This window comes from Bosea vestrisii (genome assembly GCF_030144325.1).
Taxonomy (GTDB): Bacteria; Pseudomonadota; Alphaproteobacteria; order Rhizobiales; family Beijerinckiaceae; genus Allobosea; species Allobosea vestrisii_A.
Window position 1 is genome coordinate 2,075,748 of record NZ_CP126307.1, and the last position, 15,206, is coordinate 2,090,953.

The 15,206-nt window shown below is 65.0% G+C and carries 15 protein-coding genes and 1 pseudogene; 2 read left to right on the top strand and 14 right to left on the bottom strand.

The window, feature by feature from the left end; genetic code table 11:
* From glxR to gcl, 3 genes are read right to left on the bottom strand one after another with little or no spacing between them, the layout of a single operon-like run.
* Positions 1 to 891 carry a 2-hydroxy-3-oxopropionate reductase gene (gene glxR / locus QO058_RS10390; protein WP_284171935.1) on the bottom strand — a complete coding sequence of 297 codons (891 nt, stop codon included), beginning with the start codon at positions 889 to 891 and terminating at the stop codon, positions 1 to 3.
* A 32-nt stretch (positions 892 to 923) separates the two neighbouring features.
* Positions 924 to 1,709: a hydroxypyruvate isomerase gene (gene hyi / locus QO058_RS10395; protein ID WP_284171936.1), complete on the bottom strand. Its 786-nt coding sequence runs from the start codon at positions 1,707 to 1,709 to the stop codon at positions 924 to 926.
* A gap of 35 nt (positions 1,710 to 1,744) precedes the next feature.
* On the bottom strand, positions 1,745 to 3,523 hold the full coding sequence (gcl, locus tag QO058_RS10400; protein WP_284171937.1) for a glyoxylate carboligase: 1,779 nt from the start codon (positions 3,521 to 3,523) through the stop codon (positions 1,745 to 1,747).
* Between the two features lie 237 nt (positions 3,524 to 3,760).
* On the opposite strand from gcl, the gene bhcR reads away from it, so the two are divergent.
* The gene (bhcR, locus tag QO058_RS10405) at positions 3,761 to 4,591 is read left to right on the top strand and encodes an HTH-type transcriptional regulator BhcR (protein ID WP_284171938.1); all 831 of its coding nucleotides are present in this window, start codon (positions 3,761 to 3,763) and stop codon (positions 4,589 to 4,591) included.
* A gap of 37 nt (positions 4,592 to 4,628) precedes the next feature.
* On the opposite strand, the gene sucD is transcribed toward bhcR, so the two are convergent.
* From sucD to QO058_RS10455, 10 genes and pseudogenes are all read right to left on the bottom strand, one after another.
* Positions 4,629 to 5,510 carry a succinate--CoA ligase subunit alpha gene (gene sucD / locus QO058_RS10410; RefSeq protein WP_284171939.1) on the bottom strand — a complete coding sequence of 294 codons (882 nt, stop codon included), beginning with the start codon at positions 5,508 to 5,510 and terminating at the stop codon, positions 4,629 to 4,631.
* Between the two features lie 3 nt (positions 5,511 to 5,513).
* Positions 5,514 to 6,683 carry an ADP-forming succinate--CoA ligase subunit beta gene (gene sucC / locus QO058_RS10415; RefSeq protein WP_284171940.1) on the bottom strand — a complete coding sequence of 390 codons (1,170 nt, stop codon included), beginning with the start codon at positions 6,681 to 6,683 and terminating at the stop codon, positions 5,514 to 5,516.
* Between the two features lie 180 nt (positions 6,684 to 6,863).
* Positions 6,864 to 7,517, bottom strand: a complete 654-nt coding sequence (locus QO058_RS10420; protein WP_284171941.1) for an RraA family protein — start codon at positions 7,515 to 7,517, stop codon at positions 6,864 to 6,866.
* Positions 7,518 to 7,551: 34 nt separating this feature from the next.
* Entirely contained in the window at positions 7,552 to 8,574 is a 1,023-nt protein-coding gene (locus QO058_RS10425) for a C-terminal binding protein (protein ID WP_284171942.1), read from the bottom strand.
* A gap of 25 nt (positions 8,575 to 8,599) precedes the next feature.
* Positions 8,600 to 9,352, bottom strand: coding sequence for an amino acid ABC transporter ATP-binding protein (locus QO058_RS10430; protein WP_284171943.1), 753 nt, complete (start codon positions 9,350 to 9,352; stop codon positions 8,600 to 8,602).
* Positions 9,353 to 9,354: 2 nt separating this feature from the next.
* A complete protein-coding gene (locus tag QO058_RS10435) occupies positions 9,355 to 10,152 on the bottom strand; it encodes an ABC transporter permease subunit (RefSeq protein ID WP_284171944.1) in 798 nt (265 codons plus the stop codon).
* Positions 10,149 to 10,865: an amino acid ABC transporter permease gene (locus QO058_RS10440; protein WP_284171945.1), complete on the bottom strand. Its 717-nt coding sequence runs from the start codon at positions 10,863 to 10,865 to the stop codon at positions 10,149 to 10,151. Before QO058_RS10440 ends, QO058_RS10435 begins: the two co-directional genes overlap by 4 nt.
* Positions 10,862 to 11,323: an alpha-hydroxy acid oxidase gene (locus tag QO058_RS10445; RefSeq protein ID WP_347976275.1), complete on the bottom strand. Its 462-nt coding sequence runs from the start codon at positions 11,321 to 11,323 to the stop codon at positions 10,862 to 10,864. The genes QO058_RS10440 and QO058_RS10445 overlap by 4 nt, the downstream gene beginning before the upstream one ends.
* Before the next feature lie 127 nt (positions 11,324 to 11,450).
* A pseudogene (locus tag QO058_RS10450) lies at positions 11,451 to 12,059 on the bottom strand (alpha-hydroxy acid oxidase); the annotation flags it as partial.
* Positions 12,060 to 12,103: 44 nt separating this feature from the next.
* Positions 12,104 to 12,991 (bottom strand): transporter substrate-binding domain-containing protein, encoded by an 888-nt coding sequence (locus QO058_RS10455; protein ID WP_284171947.1) that lies wholly within the window; start codon positions 12,989 to 12,991, stop codon positions 12,104 to 12,106.
* A gap of 141 nt (positions 12,992 to 13,132) precedes the next feature.
* On the opposite strand from QO058_RS10455, the gene QO058_RS10460 reads away from it, so the two are divergent.
* Entirely contained in the window at positions 13,133 to 14,041 is a 909-nt protein-coding gene (locus tag QO058_RS10460) for a LysR substrate-binding domain-containing protein (RefSeq protein ID WP_284171948.1), read from the top strand.
* Positions 14,042 to 14,103: 62 nt separating this feature from the next.
* Here QO058_RS10460 and QO058_RS10465 read toward each other — a convergent pair whose 3' ends face one another.
* Positions 14,104 to 15,159 (bottom strand): ABC transporter substrate-binding protein, encoded by a 1,056-nt coding sequence (locus QO058_RS10465; protein WP_284171949.1) that lies wholly within the window; start codon positions 15,157 to 15,159, stop codon positions 14,104 to 14,106.
* Between the last annotated feature and the right edge of the window lie 47 nt (positions 15,160 to 15,206).

Sequence of the window (15,206 nt, forward strand, 5' to 3'; positions counted from 1 at the left end):
TTATGGATTCGCGACCTGATGGTTCGCCAGGATCTCCAGCGCCCGCACCATGGCCGAATGATCCCAGTCCTTGCCGCCATGGGCGACGCAGGCGTTGAACAGCTCCTGTGTCGTCGCCGTATTCGGCAGGCAGACGCCGATGGCGCGCGCGGTTTGCAGCGCCAGGTTGAGGTCCTTCTGATGCAGCCCGATGCGGAACCCCGGATTGAAGGTGCGCTTGACCATGCGCTCGCCATGGATCTCGAGGATCTTCGAGGAGGCGAAGCCGCCCATCAGCGCCTGGCGCACCCTGGCGGGGTCCGCCCCCGCCTTGGAGGCGAAGAGCAAGGCCTCGCCGACCGCCTCGATGGTCAGCGCCACGATGATCTGGTTGGCGACCTTGGTGGTCTGGCCGTCGCCATTGCCACCGACCAGCGTGATGTTCTTGCCCATCAGCTCGAACAGCGGCTTGACCGTGTCGAAGGCCGCCTGCGGGCCGCCGACCATGATGGTGAGTGTTGCCGCCTTGGCGCCGACCTCGCCGCCCGAGACCGGCGCGTCGAGGTAGGACGAGCCTGCAGCCTCGATCCTTTGCGCGAATTCCTTGGTCGCCATCGGCGAGATCGAGCTCATGTCGACGACGATGCTGCCCTTGTTCAGGCCGAGCGCGACGCCATTGGTGCCGAACAGGACATCCTCGACCTGCGGCGTGTCCGGCAGCATCAGGATGACGATCTCGCTCGCCTCCGCGACCGCCTTCGGCGTCGGGTGGACCGTGACCGCCTTGGCCTGCAGCTCGGCATCCGGCGCCTTGTGATGGCTCGAGACGTGCAGCGTATGGCCGCCCGCGATCAGGTATTCCGCCATGGGGCGGCCCATGATGCCGAGGCCGATGAAGCCGATACTCGCCATGCTTTTCGTAGCCTCCGTTCGACCGTCTCCCGTCACGCCGCCTGCGGGTGCCCCGGCAGCCAGGTCAGGCCGTCGCGGGTGCTGCGGGCGGGCTTGTATTCGCAGCCGACCCAGCCGGCGTAGCCGATGGCGTCGAGATGCCGGTACAGGAAGGGGAAGTTGATCTCGCCCGTGCCGGGCTCGTTGCGGCCCGGATTGTCGGCGATCTGGATATGAGCGATCCGGTCGAGATTGGCCTCGATCGTGCGGGCGAGATCCCCTTCCATGACCTGCATGTGATAGACGTCGTACTGGATGAAGAGGTTGGTTGAATCGACGTCGTCGAGCAGGCTCAGCGCCTGCGCCGTGCTGTTCAGGAAGAAGCTGGGCATGTCGCGGGTGTTGATCGGCTCGACCAGCAGCGCGATGCCTTCCTGCGACAGCTCATGGGCGGCAAAGCGCAGATTGTTGACCAGCGTCTCGTGAAGCCTGGCCCGCTCGACGCCTTGGGGCGCAATGCCCGCGAGGCAGTTGACCTGCCGGCAGCCCAGCTTGACGGCATAGTCGATCGCATCGAACAGGCCACGTTGGAACTCGCTGATCCGGTCGGGCAGGATCGCGATGCCACGCTCCCCGGCCGCCCAGTCGCCAGCCGGCAGATTGTGCAGCACCTGCGTCAGATTCCAGCGGTTCAGCCGGCCCGCCAACTCGTATTTGTCGTAGCCATAGGGAAACAGGTACTCGACGCCCTGGAAGCCGGCTTCGGCCGCCGCCTGGAAGCGCTCCAGGAAGGGCAGTTCGTTGAACAGCATCGTCAGATTGGCGGCGAAGCGAGGCATGAGGCTCTCCCCTGATGGCGTAGGGCTGGTCGGGCTTACTGCGCCGGCTGCAACACGGCTTCCGGCGCTGGCACCGGCAGATCGAGCACCTCCTCGAACTCGACGACATTGTCGATCTCGGTGCCCATGGCGATGTTGGTGACGCGCTCCAGGATGAACTCCATCACCACCGGAACGCGGTATTCCGCGAGCCAGGCCCTGGCCTGGGCGAAGGCAGCCTTGAACTCGTTCGGGCTCTTCACCCGGATCGCCTTGCAGCCGAGCCCCTCGGCCACCGCGACATGGTCGACGCCGTAGCCGTCGAGATCAGGCGCGTTGATGTTCTCGAAGGCGAGCCCGACCTGGAAATCCATGTCGAAGCCGCGCTGGGCCTGGCGGATCAGGCCGAGATAGGAGTTGTTCACGACGATGTGGATGTAGGGCAGCTTGAACTGCGCCCCGACGGCCAGCTCCTCGATCAGGAACTGGAAGTCGTAATCGCCCGACAGCGCCACGATCTCGCGCTCCGGATCGGCGGCGCGCACACCGAGCGCCGCTGGAAGGGTCCAGCCGAGCGGTCCGGCCTGGCCGCAATTGATCCAGTGGCGCGGGTTATGGACGTGCAGGAACTGGGCGCCGGCGATCTGCGACAGGCCGATGGTCGAGACGTAGCAGACATCGCGTCCGAAGGCCTCGTTCATCTCCTCGTAGACCCGCTGCGGCTTCAGCGGCACGGTGTCGAAATGGCTCTTGCGCAGCATGGTCGCACGCCGGTCGCGGCAGTCCTGGGCCCAGCCTGTCCGGTTCTTCAGCAACCCCTTGCCTTCCCGCTCGCGGGCCACGGCGACGAAGAGCTCCAGCGCGGCCTTCGCGTCCGAGACGATGCCGAAATCCGGGTCGAAAACGCGACCGATCTGGGTCGGCTCGATATCGACGTGAACGAATTTGCGGCCTTTGGTGTAGGTCTCGATCGAGCCGGTATGCCGGTTGGCCCAGCGATTGCCGATGCCGAGCACGAAGTCGGAAGCGAGCATCGTCGCATTACCGTAGCGGTGACTGGTCTGCAGCCCGACCATGCCCGCCATCAGCGGATGGTCGTCGGGGATCGCACCCCAGCCCATCAGTGTCGGCACCACCGGGACGCCGGTGAGCTCGGCGAACTCGACCAGCAGCTCCGCGGCATCGGCGTTGATGATGCCGCCGCCGGCGACGATCAGCGGCCGCTCGGCCGCGTCCAGCATCGCCATCGCCTTCTCGATCTGGCGGCGCGAGGCGGCGGGTTTGTAGACCGGCAGCGGCTCATAGGTCTCGTCGTCGAATTCGATCTCGGCCATCTGGACATCGACCGGCAGGTCGATCAGCACCGGTCCGGGACGGCCCGAGCGCATGATGTGGAAGGCCTGCTGGAACACGCGCGGCACCAGCGCCGGCTCGCGCACCGTCACCGCCCATTTGGTCACCGGCTTGGCGATGGCCTCGATGTCGACGGCCTGGAAATCCTCCTTGTAGAGGCGGGCGCGTGGCGCCTGGCCGGTGATGCACAGGATCGGGATTGAATCGGCAATGGCCGAGTAGAGCGCGGTGATCATGTCGGTTCCGGCCGGGCCGGAAGTGCCGATGCAGACGCCGATATTGCCTGCCTTGGCGCGGGTATAGCCCTCCGCCATATGCGAGGCGCCCTCGACATGGCGCGCCAGGATATGGTGGATGCTTTGCCGGCTCTTCAGCGCCGCATAGAGCGGGTTGATCGCCGCACCCGGCACGCCGAAGGCCTGTGTCACGCCTTCCCGCTCCAGAACCCTGATCGCGGCCTCGACGGCTCTCATTTTCGGCATGGCCCGTTCTCCCGTGAGAAAACCGTGTACTGGCATACCAAATTCCAGACGCGAGCCTCGGTCAATTTATTTCAGAATGTTTTTTCATTTTGATCTGAATTATAATTTCATACTTAAAATCAATAGCTTGATATTATCCGAATCGAGCTCGATCTGGATTTTGGAAAATCACTCCGCATTAAATTCACCAGACACAACGTCCATCCTCTGCTACCATCCCGCTGGTGGAGGATGCGCATGAGCCTGATCGAGCAACGCAAGGGACGCGGGCGGCCGCGCTCGCTGAAGGCCGCGATCGCCGGCGGGGCGGTACAGGCGCTCGATCGTGGGCTGGCGCTGCTGGAGATCTTGGCCGAAGAGGACGGGCTGACGCTCAGCGAGCTCAGTCGCCGCTCGGACGTTTCGGCCTCGACAGCACATCGCATCCTGCTGACGCTGGAGAACCGCGCTTACGTCCAGCACGACATGGAGCGCGGCATCTGGCTGGTCGGCGTCGGCGCCTTCAAGACCGGATCGGCCTTCCTGCGCAACCGCCGCGTCGCGAGCATGGGGCGCGCCACCATGCATGGGCTGATGGAGGCGACCGGCGAGACCGTCAATCTCGGCATCGAGGACAATGGCGAGGTGGTGTTCATCTCGCAGGTCGAGAGCCATGACACGCTGCGCGCCTTCTTCCGGGCAGGCAGCCGCGGCGCGATGCACGCCTCGGGTGTCGGCAAGGCGCTGCTGGCTGAGTTGCCCGAGCACCGCGTGCGCCAGATCTGCGCGCTCAGGCGCCTCGAACGCTTCACCGAACACACGATCACCGATCTCGGCGAGTTCCTGCGCGAGCTCGCGCAGGGGCGTCGGAACGGCTGGGCTCTCGACGACGAGGAACGCACCCTCGGCATGCGTTGCGTCGCCGCGCCGATCTTCAATGAGCATGCCGAAGCAATCGCGGGCGTTTCGGTGTCGGGGCCTACCGTGCGCGTGACGCCGCGCAAGCTCGATGACTACGGCCCGATGGTGCGCCGCGCCGCCGACGAGATCACCCGCTCGATCGGCGGCCGGTTGCCGAAGCGGGAGTGAGGCGCTCCCGCCCTTCTCCCGCAGGGGAAGAAGTGCGCTACCCACGCTCGGCGAGCGCCTGCCTGATGGTCTCGCCAACGAGATGAGCGCTCGGGGCGATCCGAACGCCGGCGGCTTCCAGCGCCCTGATCTTGCCCGCCGCATCGCCCTTGCCGCGCAGGGTGAGCGCGCCGGCATGGCCCATGCGGCGCTCCAGCGGCGCCTCGCGGCCGACGATCAGTGCGACGACGGGCTTCGACGCCGGAGTGCCGGCGAGGTAGGCGGCGACCTCCTCTTCCTCCGTGCCGCCGATCTCGCCAATCAGCACCACGCCTTCGGTATCCGCGTCGTCGAGCAGGAGCTCGAGGCATTCGCGCATGCCGATGCCATGGATCGGATCGCCGCCGACGCCGATCGTCGCCGACTGGCCGAGCCCCGCCGCGGTGACCTGCGCCACCACCTCGCTCGTCAACGAGGCCGAGCGCGAGATGATGCCGACCCCGCCGGGGCGCTCGCTGCCGGTCGCCATGACGCCGAGCTTGCCGATGCCGGGCACGAGGATGCCCTGCGAATTGGCGCCGACCAGCGTGGTGCGCCCGCCCTTCAGCGCGGCGCGTACCCTGACCATGTCCAGCGTCGGCACGCGCTCGGTGACGGTCACCACCAGCGGCATCTCGGCTTCGATCGCCTCGATCATGGCAGCCGCGGCATTGGCCGGCGGCACGAAGACGATGCTGGCATTGGCGCCGGTCTCGCGCCGCGCTTCCGCCACGCGCTCATAGACCGGCAGGTTCAGATGCGAGCGACCGCCCTTGCCCGGCGTCACGCCGCCGACGACCTGCGTGCCATATTCCATCATCCGCGCGACATGATAAGTGCCGGCCCAGCCGGTCATGCCCTGGCAGAGAACGCGGGTCTCGCGATTCAGAAAGACGGCCATGGCTCAGGCTCCCTTCTGCGCCAGCGCGACCGCCTTCGTGGCCGCAGTCCACATGTCCGGGCAGTCGATCACCGCGCAGCCGAAGTTCTGCAGGCGCGAGCGCCCGAAATCGGCGTTGTTGCCGGCAAGGCGCACGACCAGCGGCAACGAGCGGCCGGTGCGGCGCAAGGCGATGCCGAGCCCCTCGGCGATGGTGTCGCAGGCCTGCATGCCGCCGCCATGCACATTGATCAGGATGGCGAGCGTCGCCGGATTGTCGAGCAGCAGCCCGAAGCCATGGGCGATGTCGAGGCTCTTGGCGGTGGTCCGGATGTCCATGAAATTGGCTGGCCGGCCCTTGGCGGCGACGACCATGTCAAGCGTGGCGAGACCTAAGCCTGCGCCATTCGCCACCATGCCGATATCGCCGTCGAGCTGGACATAGTTGAGCTGATGGCGCTGGGCCTGCAATTCGGCGGCGCTGGTGTCGTCCTCGTCGCGCAGCGCCGCGAGCTCTGGATGCCGGAACAGGGCGTTGTCGTCGAGCGTCATCTTGGCGTCGAGCGCGGCCAACCTCCCGTCTTCGGTGATCCCAAGCGGATTGAGCTCGATCAGGCTGGCGTCGAGCTCGACAAAGGCTCGCCGCAGGCCATCCACAAGCGCGCAGCCTTGCTCGTGCAGCGCGCCCTCCAGACCGAGCGTTGCAACGAAGGCTGCCACCTCCTGCGCCCGCGCCTCGCCGCCGGTGCCGAGCCTGAGCTCGCGGATCTGGAGCTCGCCGCGCGCCGCCTGCTCCTCGATATCGGCGCCGCCCCGTTCGCTGCCAATCAGCATCACCTCGCCCGAGGTGGAATCGACCAGCAAAGCGAGATGCAGCTCGCGCCGCGCCGGCAGCGCCCTCTCGACGAGGACGCGCCTGGCGATCTGGCCCGCCGGCCCCGTTTGGGCAGTCACGAGCGCCTTGCCGAGCAATTCCGCGCCGGCAGCCTCAGCGGCCGCAGGGCTCTCCACCCGCTGGATTCCGCCGGCGCGCGCCCTGCCGCCAGCATGGATCTGCGCCTTGACCACCACAGGGCCGCCGAGACGATGCGCGATCTCGCCGGCCTCCCGGGCGGTGATCGCGACACCACCCTCCGGCACGATCAGCCCGTAGCGGGCCAGCAGATGCTTCGCCTGGAACTCATGGATTCTCACGATCCAGTCCCTCCCGCTCTCACGCCGCGCCAAGCGTGGCCGTAAACTGGCATACATTATGCCAGAATATGACTAAGCCGACAACCGATGATTGTCCATGCGAACAGCGAGTTTTCGGTAAGGCCCGATCGGCCTGGATCGGTCTGATGTCGATCCTGTCGTAGGTCGTTTGCGGTCTGCTTATTTGGCGGCCGGGATTGAAAACATCTCCGGTATTCTGCGCCCGGCGCGGATGTCTCGGATCCAGCCTTCCTCTTTAAGAAGGTGAGCCTGGGCAGCCGCCAACACTTCTTCGGATCTTTCAAGCGGTACGACGACCACACCATCATCGTTAGCGAGAACGATATCCCCAGAGCGCACGGGTACACCGGCAATGGATGCGAGCCCGTCGATCGTGCCGCCGAAACCATGATGCGGGCCGCGAGGCACGATTGCCCGGCAGAACATCGCGAATCCTGCTTTTCTCATGTCTGACACGTCGCGGATGGCACCATCCACAACCGCGCCTCCGAGTCGGCGCTGAACCGCCTCTTCGGTCATGACGCCACCCCAGACTGCAGTGTCTTCCACACCACCCGCGTCAACGACGATGATTTCTCCGGGCTTGGCGCTGCTGATCAGCGCGCATATCGGGCCGCAATCACCGACCATCGTCGTTACGGTGCGGGCTTGGCCGCACAAGATCGTGTCCGGAGAAATCGGCTTGATCGCCGCCTTCATGACCTGCGTGCGATTCATGCAATCTGACGCGACGGCGGGGGGTATGGCCCGCCAAGCCTCGATCTGCGCTGCACTCAGCGCCGGGAAGGCGATATCGCTCTGCTGGAATGCCATGTGCTGTATCCGTGCTTGTGAAGACCGAGCCCGCTTACGCCGCCTTGGCGTCCCAGCCGGGATTGACGTGGTTCCGCAGCCGTCCCTCGAACAGGAATTCGAGCAGGATCTCGGCGGAAAAGGTGCGCATGTCGCGGTAGCCGGCTTCCGAATAGAAGGCGGCATGCGGTGTGACGACGAAGCGCCCGGCGAGCCAGGACGCATTGCTGCGCCAGGCCTCGATCAGCGCTGGCGTCGGCACGGGAGGTTCCTTGGGCAGCACGTCGAGGCCGGCCGCAGCGACATGGCCACTCTTCAGCGCGTCATGCAGCGCATCGACGTCGACGAGGCCGCCGCGGGCGATGTTGATGAAGATGCTGCCCGGCTTCATGGCGGCGAACTGGGCGGTGCCCATCAGGTTGCGCGTGGCGTCGGAGAGCGGGACATGCAGGCTGACGATATCGGCCCGGCGCAGCAGCTCCTCCTGCGCACGGACGCGCTCGATCCCCAGTCCGAGATCATGCCCCTCTGGTTGGTACGGGTCGACATAGATGACCTTCATGTCGAAAGCGGCGGCACGCCGGGCAATCGCGGTACCGATGCGTCCCATGCCGATCGCACCGAACGTCGCCCCGCGGATGCGGCGCACGACCGGCACGTTTTCGGCGACGAAGCCGGCAACCGGATCGGCCTTCAGGCGCGCCTCGTAGCTTCCGAGGCCGCGAACGAGGTACAGCAGCATCGCGAGCGCATGGTCGGCAACTTCGGTTGTGCCGTAGTTCGGGACGTTGGAGAGAGGGATGCCGCGCGCGCGGCAGGCGGCACCGTCGACATTGTCGAAGCCGACACCCACCCGCACGATCAGCCGGCAGCGGTCGAGCTTGGCGACGACGTCGGCTGTAATCTTCATGCGATGCCAGACAAGGATGGCATCGCAGTTGCGCCAGATCTCGTCCGGGATGGCGGCCGGGTCGGTCTCGTCGAAGACGGTGTAGTCGAGCCTGTCGCCCGAGACGCCGCGCTCGACGTCGAGATCGCGCAAATGCGCATCGGGAACCAATACGTTGAGGGTCGTCATTGCAATCGATCCTGGTCGCGGGTGTTCAGAGAACCTTGTCGAGGAAGTCTTTCAGGCGGGGGTCGGAGGGAGTCTTGAAGAGCGTTGCGGGCGCTGCGTGCTCGACGATGACGCCGCGGTCGGTGAAGAACACCTCGTCGGCGACCTCCTGCGCGAAGCGCATCTCGTGCGTCACCAGCACGCAGGTCATGCCTTCGCGCGCGAGATCGCGGATGACGCTCAGCACCTCGCTGACCATTTCCGGATCGAGAGCGGCGGTGACCTCGTCGAAGAGGATGACGCGAGGCTGCATGGCCAGCGCCCGCGCGATCGCGACACGCTGCTGCTGGCCGCCCGAAAGTTCGCCCGGATAAGCGTTTTCCTTGCCGGTCAGCCGAACCTTGGCGAGCAGCGAACGGGCGCGCTCGGTCACCTCAGCCGGTTTTTCGCCGAGCACCTGGACGGGTGCCATCGTCAGGTTCTGCAGAACGGTCCGATGCGGAAACAGGTTGTACTGCTGGAAGACCATCGCGACCTGGTGGCGCAAAGGGATGAATTCACGATCGGTCCGCAGTTTCTCGACCTGGAATTCGCCGACGCGGATGCGGCCCTGGTTGATCGGCGTCAGCCCGTTGATGCAGCGCAGGATCGTCGACTTGCCCGAGCCGGAGGGGCCGATGATGCAGACCACGCCGCCATCCCGGACGCAGAGCGAGACGCCGTTGAGCACGGGAAACGCCCCGAACGACTTGTGGACGTCGCTGAGCTCGATGAAGGGTTTCGGAACGGCATTCGTCATGGTCACCTCGCTCTCACGCGCCGTTCGAGCCAGCGTGTCAGGATCGCGATCGGGAAGCTGAACAGGAAGAAGAGCAGCAGCACGATGATGTAGACGGCTGTGGCGATGTGATCGCCGTCGCTGCCGATGACCGTGCGTGCGACGGAAAGGACGTCGGAGGTTCCGGTGACCACGACGAGGCTCGTGCCGATGAACAACATTGCATAGATGGTCATGAGATTGGGCGTCATCAGCGGCAGTGCTTGGGGCACCACGATGTGCCGAAGGATCTGCAGCCGGCGGTAGCCGAGCGAGCGCGCCGATTCCCACTGTCCGCTCGCAATGGCCTCGACGCCGCCGCGGAACACTTCAGCGATATTGGCCGTGACCGGCAGGGCGAGCCCGACGATCGACTTCACCATCGGCGACAGGAAAACCGTGACGCCGAAGACGGTGACCTCGAAGGGCAGCAGGTAGAGCATCGCGTAGAGCACCACCAGCCAGGGCGAGTTGCGCAGCACGTTCATCAGGATTTCGGATGGGACGCGGACAAGGGCGCCGCGGGCGATCAAGCCGATGCCGAGGACGACGCCCACGGCAAGGGCGATCGCCATCGCCCAGAGGCTGATGATGATGTTGGCCGCGAAGCCGCCGCTATAGCTGCTGAAGTCCGCCGAGCCGGACAGCAGCAGCGGCGTCCGCAGCCAGATCTTCGTCAAGATGATCTCGGTTTCGGCGCCATAGACGGCGACGAGCAGCCCCGCGAGCATGGCTGGAACACCGATGATGCCGAGCAGGAAGGCGCGCCACTCGCTGCTCATGACGCCTGCACTCCATATCCGGGAATGCGGAGGGCCTCGCCGAGCCGGCGCAGGACGACGACGGCGAGGCTCGCCAGGGCGACGTAGAGGATCCAGATCAGCAGCATGACCTCGAGGTTGCGGAAGGTCTCGAGCGAGATCTGCGTCGCGCCGTACATGATGTCCGGCACCGCGACGAGCGCCGCCTGCGATGAGGTCTTGATCAGGCTGACCACGTTGTTCGTCATCGCCGGCATCGACAGCCTGAAGCCGATCGGCAGCTCAACGTACCGGAAAGCCTGGAAGCGCGTGTAGCCCAGAGAGCGCGCGCCCTCCACTGTCTGGGACGGCACTGCGAGCAGTCCGGAGCGGATGATCTCGACCGCAATCGCGCCGTTGTAGAGCCCCAGCGAGAGCACCACGCAGGTGAAGCCCGAAAACAGGGGTACGCTGCGGCCGCTCGTCGGGTCCGTGAGCTTGAGACCGACTTCCGACAGCATGAAGTACAGGAAGAAGAGCTGCACCAGCGGAGGCGTGTTGCGGAAGAATTCGACCAGGACGGTGATCAGGGTTTCCAGCACGGGCAGGCGGAAATGCAGGCACAGAGCACCCGCCACGCCGATGACCAGCATCAGCGCGATGCCGAGCAGACTCATCAGAACCGTCGTCCCCAGGCCGCGCAGCAGCCATGTCTGGTAGAGACCATCGCTAAGCCAGCTGTAGTCGAGGCTCATGATGCGGCTCTCAGGTCCCGCAGCAGCGCGACGTCGGCAAGGCCGGCAAGCCGGTCGATGCCGAGCAGGGCCATCGCGATGTCGATCTCCTGTGCGAGCAGCGCAATGGCATCGGCTACGCCGCGCTGGCCGCCGATGGCAGCCGCCATCAGCATCGGCCGCCCAAGGAAAACGAAGTCCGCGCCGAGCTTCAGGGCTTTCAGCACGTCCGCCCCGCGCCGGATGCCTCCGTCATACATCAGGACCGGCGACAGGCCGCGCTCGGCGATCCGTTCCAATGCCGTGAGCGAGCTCGCGGCGCAGTCGATCTGCCGGCCGCCATGATTGGAGACGATGATGCCGTCCACCCCGACTTGCGCGGCGGTTGCCGCATCCTCGGCCGCCATGATGCCCTTGATGACGAGCTTGCCCTTCCAGCGCCTGCGCACGGCTTCGACATGCTGCCAGGGAGAGAGCATCCCGCCTGCCGATGTCGCGGGTCAGGGTCGCGGAAAAGACCTGTGGGCCCTGGCCGGCATCCATGTTCTCGAAGCGGAACCTCAGGGCAGCCAGGCGATCGCGCAGCAGGACGCGCCGGAGCCAACCCGGGCGCGACAGTCCCTGCCAGGCGAGACCCAGGCTCGGCCTCACTGGCGAGCGGAAGCCATGGCGTGCGGCGCGCTCATGCTTGGGATGCACGGCGGTATCGGCGGTGATCACCAGCGTATCGAAGCCGGCAGCCTCGACACGATCGACCAGCGCCGCGATGCGATCCATGTCTCCGGGCACATAGGCCTGAAACCAGCTCGTGGCGCCGGCGGCCCTGACCTCCTCCATTCGCGTCAGCGAGGCGCCGCTGAGAATGAAGGGAATCTTGGCATCCGCGGCGGCACGCGCGAGGGCGATATCGCCGTCGGGCGCGATGAGTCGGCTGAAGCCCATCGGCGCGATGCCGAAGGGCAGTTTTCTATCGACTCCGAACAGCGAAGCCGCGAGCGACCGCCGGGAGACATCGACGAGAACCTTCGGCAGGAACGCATAGTGGCCGAAGGCGCGCAGGTTGCGGGCATGCGTCGCCTCGTCGTCAGAGGCGCCGGCGACATAGTGGTAGAGCGCCGGCGGCAGCACGCGCCGCACGGCGGCGTCGAGACCGGCCAGGCCGGCGCCGTCGTCGATGACACGGCGTTCGCCGGGGGGCTCGACCTTCGCGTACATGATCGATCCGATCCTGCTTGCGCCTGGTTCGTTCCGCGCTCGCGCTACTGCGCCTTCTTGGCTTCGGCAGACCGCTTCTGGACGTATTCGCTCTCACCGAGGCTGTACTTCTTCTCGCCCTCGACCATGAGCCCGCTCGCCTCGGCCTTGATGATGGCCGCATCGACCGCCTTGAGAAAGCCGGGCTCGTTCTTGCGCACGCCGCCGGCGATCGGAACATATTCGAAGGTCTGGAGCGCGATCTTGTACTTGTCCTTCCAGCCGTCCTCCGTGACCTTCATGTTCAGGTTTGGGCCGTCATAGGCGATGGCGTCGCAACGGCCGCCCTGGAAAGCGCTGAAGATCTCGGCGGTGCCGGTGAACAGCGCCAGCTCAGCCCCCATCTTCTCGCTCAGCGTCCGGTTATAGAGATTGCCCTGGCTGCCGCAGATCTTCTTACCGCGGATGTCGTCCCAGCTCTTGTAGGTCGCTTCCTTCGGCGCGAGCAGCACGATGCCAGCCATGGAATAATAGTGCTGCGTGAAATCGATGACCTTGCCGCGATCGGCATTGACGCCGAGCGTCGCGAAGATCACGTCGATGCGGCCGGCATTGAGGAACTCGATCCGGTTGGAGGCGACCACGGGCACGAACTCGATCGCCGTCTCGGAACCCAGGACATCCTTGGCGACGGCCCGTGCCAGATCGACCTCGAAGCCGGTGTTCTGCCCCTTGGGATCCAGGTAGCCGAAGGGCACGTAGTCGTTGCGAATGCCGACGATGAGCTTGCCGCGCTGCTTCACGCGGTCGAGCTGGTCGGCCTGCGCAGCTCCGAGCGAAGCTGCGAGGCCTAGCGCCAGGAGCGAGGCGCCGGTCAGGAGGCGCGCACCGCGGACCATGCCGGCTGCAGCGAACACCATGGAGCGGACACGTAGCTGAGCGATTTCGAACATGACGATCCCCATTGTCCGGACGCTTGCCCGGAATGCCCTGCAGACATCCTCGCGCGTCCTTGAGGTGATCATCCTCTTGCAGAATATAATAATCTAATAGAAAATTATCGTCACAGAATAACTCAAACTTATGCTGCTCGCATGAATGTCCGCCAAATCGAGGCTTTCCGTGCCGTCATGACGACTGGCAGCGTGACGCGCGCCGGGGAGAGATTGAGCATCTCACAGCCGGCCGTCAGCCAGCTCATCGCCCATTTCGAACGCCATTGCGGTTTTCGCCTCTTCGAGCGGCAAGGCAATAAGCTGGCACCAACCCGGGAGGCACAGGCGCTGTTCTCCGAGGTCGAGCGCATGTTCGTTGGCGTCGGCCAGATCGCCCGGGTGGCGACAGCGCTGCGCGACCAATCCTGGGGTGCGCTCAGCATCGCGGCCTTTCCCGCCATCGCGCGCCGCGTTCTGCCGGAGATCATCTGGTCTTTTTGCGAAAGCCGGCCCGACACACGCTTCCGGTTTGAAAGCATGCGCTCGCGCAGCTTGATCGATGCTGTAGCTACTCAGCATGTCGATGTTGGATTCAGCATTCTTCCCGGTGACCGTCCCGAGGTTGAGAGCACCCGTCTGCATCGGCTGCGCGGCCTCTGCATCATGCCGAGCGGACATCGGCTTGCAGGAGGCACGTGCGTCCGGGCAGAAGATCTTGTCGAAGAAGACTTCATCTCGCTGGGCCCGCAAGACCATTCCCGCTTCATGATCGACCGGCTCTTTGAGGAGCGAAAAATCTCACGCAGGTTGCGGCTCGAAGTGGGCCAGTCGGAGACAGCTTTCTCGTTCGTCGCCGCTGGGGCGGGCATCGCGGTCGTCGACCCGATCAGCGCTTACAACAATACCGACGCACGCATCACGGCCAGACCATTCGAGCCGGCGGTGGAATTCGACATCTGGCTCATTCGGCCGAAGGCGGCGCGCTCGTTCAACCTGGTTGATCGCTTCGTCGAGCATGCCCTGGCACAACTGCAGCGTTTCGCAGACGAGCTTGGCAGGGACTGTTGAAGGCGGGCGATCAGGTCGCCCGCCTTTACCTCGACGCTTGAAGGTTCTGGCGCCCCTCCCGACTATTTCTTGGCGACCACCGTCTTGTTGAAGGCCTCGATGATAGCTGCTCGGTTTGTGTTGATCTTGTTCCAATCGGGCAGCGCAAGGCTCTTGATGGAGCCGTTGGGGCCCCATGGCATGCGCTGCTTGGCATTGTCTGTCAGGTCCACCCCGGACGTTGCCGGTCCGACGTAGATTTTCTCCGCCATGCATTGCGCCGGCGCCTTGCCGATCGCGTAGTTCATGAACTTCTCCGCCAGAGCCTGCTTCTTGCTGTTGGCGACCAGATGCAGACGGATATCGCCACCGATCGCTCCTTCTTTCGGCACGACGAATTCGATCGGAAGCTTCTGGTCGCGCATCGCATAGGCCGAGCTGGCATAGTGTGCGCCGATGATGGCCTCGCCGCTCTGGAACAAATTGGTTCCCGCTCCTGCAGTGTCGAAATAGGCGGAAACCTTGAGCTGTTTAAGCTTCTCGAAAGCCGGGGCGACGTTATCCGCATTGCCGCCGAGCAGCCCGGCGAGATGAACGATGAAGGGCACGCCCATGGCATTCGATGGGCTCGGGAACGTGACCGCGCCGGCGAATTCAGGCTTCCACAGGTCGAGCCAGGAGGCCGGTGCCTGCTTGATGTCGCGGGTGTTGTAGGCAAGCCCAAGCGAGTAGAAGCCCGTGCTCAGCGCGAAAATCTTGCCGTCGGCGCCTTTGTAGACGCCCTCGGGCACCATCCCAGCCACGGCAGTGACTTTCGCGGGATCGACCGCTGCAAGCACGCCATCGGCAGCCGCGATTTCGGACACGCCGCCGTCGATCCAGACGGCATCCAGCGATGGGGCTTCCTTCTGTTGGCGAAGCTTGCTGAGCGTCACACCCGAGACCCCGGGCTCGGGCGTGACGCGCACGCCGGTGTCGCGCGTGAAAGGATCGATGATGCAAGCCTGCATGGCAGCGCCCCATTCCCCGCCATAGGTGGCGACCGTGATGGAATCCTCCGCAGCGGCAACGGTTGCCAGGCCGCCAAGCGCGGCGAACGCAATCGTGCCCGCAAGCAGCTTTGCCTTGAAATGCGTCATGGCCTCTCCTTCGCCGTTTGGCTTATTTCCCCTGAGAGAGGTATGAG

Excerpts from the sequence above, each read along its gene's own strand:
- bhcR (WP_284171938.1), top strand. The coding sequence starts at position 3,761 with ATGAGCCTGATCGAGCAACGCAAGGGACGCGGGCGGCCGCGCTCGCTG.
- QO058_RS10465 (WP_284171949.1), bottom strand. The coding sequence starts at position 15,159 with ATGACGCATTTCAAGGCAAAGCTGCTTGCGGGCACGATTGCGTTCGCC.
- sucD (WP_284171939.1), bottom strand. The coding sequence starts at position 5,510 with ATGGCCGTCTTTCTGAATCGCGAGACCCGCGTTCTCTGCCAGGGCATG.
- QO058_RS10460 (WP_284171948.1), top strand. The coding sequence starts at position 13,133 with ATGAATGTCCGCCAAATCGAGGCTTTCCGTGCCGTCATGACGACTGGC.
- gcl (WP_284171937.1), bottom strand. The coding sequence starts at position 3,523 with ATGCCGAAAATGAGAGCCGTCGAGGCCGCGATCAGGGTTCTGGAGCGG.
- glxR (WP_284171935.1), bottom strand. The coding sequence starts at position 891 with ATGGCGAGTATCGGCTTCATCGGCCTCGGCATCATGGGCCGCCCCATG.
- QO058_RS10430 (WP_284171943.1), bottom strand. The coding sequence starts at position 9,352 with ATGACGAATGCCGTTCCGAAACCCTTCATCGAGCTCAGCGACGTCCAC.
- QO058_RS10425 (WP_284171942.1), bottom strand. The coding sequence starts at position 8,574 with ATGACGACCCTCAACGTATTGGTTCCCGATGCGCATTTGCGCGATCTC.
- QO058_RS10455 (WP_284171947.1), bottom strand. The coding sequence starts at position 12,991 with ATGTTCGAAATCGCTCAGCTACGTGTCCGCTCCATGGTGTTCGCTGCA.
- QO058_RS10420 (WP_284171941.1), bottom strand. The coding sequence starts at position 7,517 with ATGGCATTCCAGCAGAGCGATATCGCCTTCCCGGCGCTGAGTGCAGCG.
- QO058_RS10445 (WP_347976275.1), bottom strand. The coding sequence starts at position 11,323 with ATGCTCTCTCCCTGGCAGCATGTCGAAGCCGTGCGCAGGCGCTGGAAG.
- QO058_RS10440 (WP_284171945.1), bottom strand. The coding sequence starts at position 10,865 with ATGAGCCTCGACTACAGCTGGCTTAGCGATGGTCTCTACCAGACATGG.
- hyi (WP_284171936.1), bottom strand. The coding sequence starts at position 1,709 with ATGCCTCGCTTCGCCGCCAATCTGACGATGCTGTTCAACGAACTGCCC.
- QO058_RS10435 (WP_284171944.1), bottom strand. The coding sequence starts at position 10,152 with ATGAGCAGCGAGTGGCGCGCCTTCCTGCTCGGCATCATCGGTGTTCCA.